This is a genomic window from Sphingobium sp. D43FB, from assembly GCF_002312805.1.
In the GTDB taxonomy this organism is placed as follows: Bacteria; Pseudomonadota; Alphaproteobacteria; order Sphingomonadales; family Sphingomonadaceae; genus Sphingobium.
The window spans coordinates 1-1,016 of the sequence record NZ_NMUA01000147.1 but is presented as its reverse complement, the minus strand read 5'-3'; the positions used below and the strand labels follow the sequence as shown (position 1 = coordinate 1,016).

Below are 1,016 nucleotides of genomic sequence, written 5' to 3'. Positions count from 1 at the left end.
AACCTACACCACTTAACGTAATCGCCACACTCGACCTCCGCTTTGTTGCGGTAGGATGTCATTGCCGCTTCGGCGCTCGGCCGGAGTCGAACGTGGAGGACGTTATGGGAGTTTTTGCAGCACTGGATGTGTCACAGGAGGAGACGGCGATTTGCCTGGTTGGGGCGGAAGGTGAGATTCTCGCGGAGGCGAAGGTGCCGACCTGCCCTGACGCGATAGCCGACTGGCTAGCGAAGCGCGCCGCGGATGTCGAACGGGTGGGAATGGAGACAGGTCCCCTTGCCGTCTGGCTCTGGAACGCGCTGACGAAGCGGCGTGTCCCGATCATTTGCCTGGATGCGCGTCACGCTAATGCGGTCCTCAAAATGATGCCAAATAAAACCGACAGACATGATGCTCGCGGCTTGGCTCAGATTGTCCGCACAGGTTGGTTCAAGGCTGCCCGGATAAAGAGTCATGAGGCCTATGTTAACCGGGCGATGCTGACAGCGCGCGATACGCTGGTTGGCATGCGTGTGAAGCTTGAAAATGAGATCAGAGGGTTGCTGAAAACGTTTGGCGTGATGTTCGGAAAACGGGTTGGGGGCTTCAAACGCCGTGCGACGGAGATCATCACAGGCGAGCTGGCAGTCGCACCGGAGCTCATACCTATCTTTGAAGCGTTGATGCACGCCCGGAGTGAAATTCTAGCCCGTATTGCTGCTCTCGATGGCAAAATCCGGGCGGTAGCCAAACAGCATGGTACGGTACGTCTTTTGATGACAGCGCCGGGAGTCGGACCGATCACCGCGATGGCGGTAACTGCAGCATTCGACGACGCCGAACGCTTCAACCGATCTTCCAGCGCGGGCGCTTATCTCGGTCTGACGCCAAGGCGCTACGAATCTGGCGAAATCAGCCGGAACGGGCGCATCTCGAAAAGCGGTGACAGGTTCGCTCGAAAATGCCTGTACGAAGCAGCAAATGCGATCTTGTCTCGAAAGCTTGGCGGCCCTCGCCTGCGTGAGTGGGCACAG

General features: G+C 58.1%; 1 protein-coding gene. It reads left to right on the top strand.

Translation table 11 applies throughout. The features are described 5' to 3' along the window. Window positions 1–104 precede the first annotated feature (104 nt). Window positions 105–1,016: IS110 family transposase (locus SxD43FB_RS23740; protein ID WP_096064171.1), on the top strand; the 912-nt coding region annotated here is incomplete at its 3' end.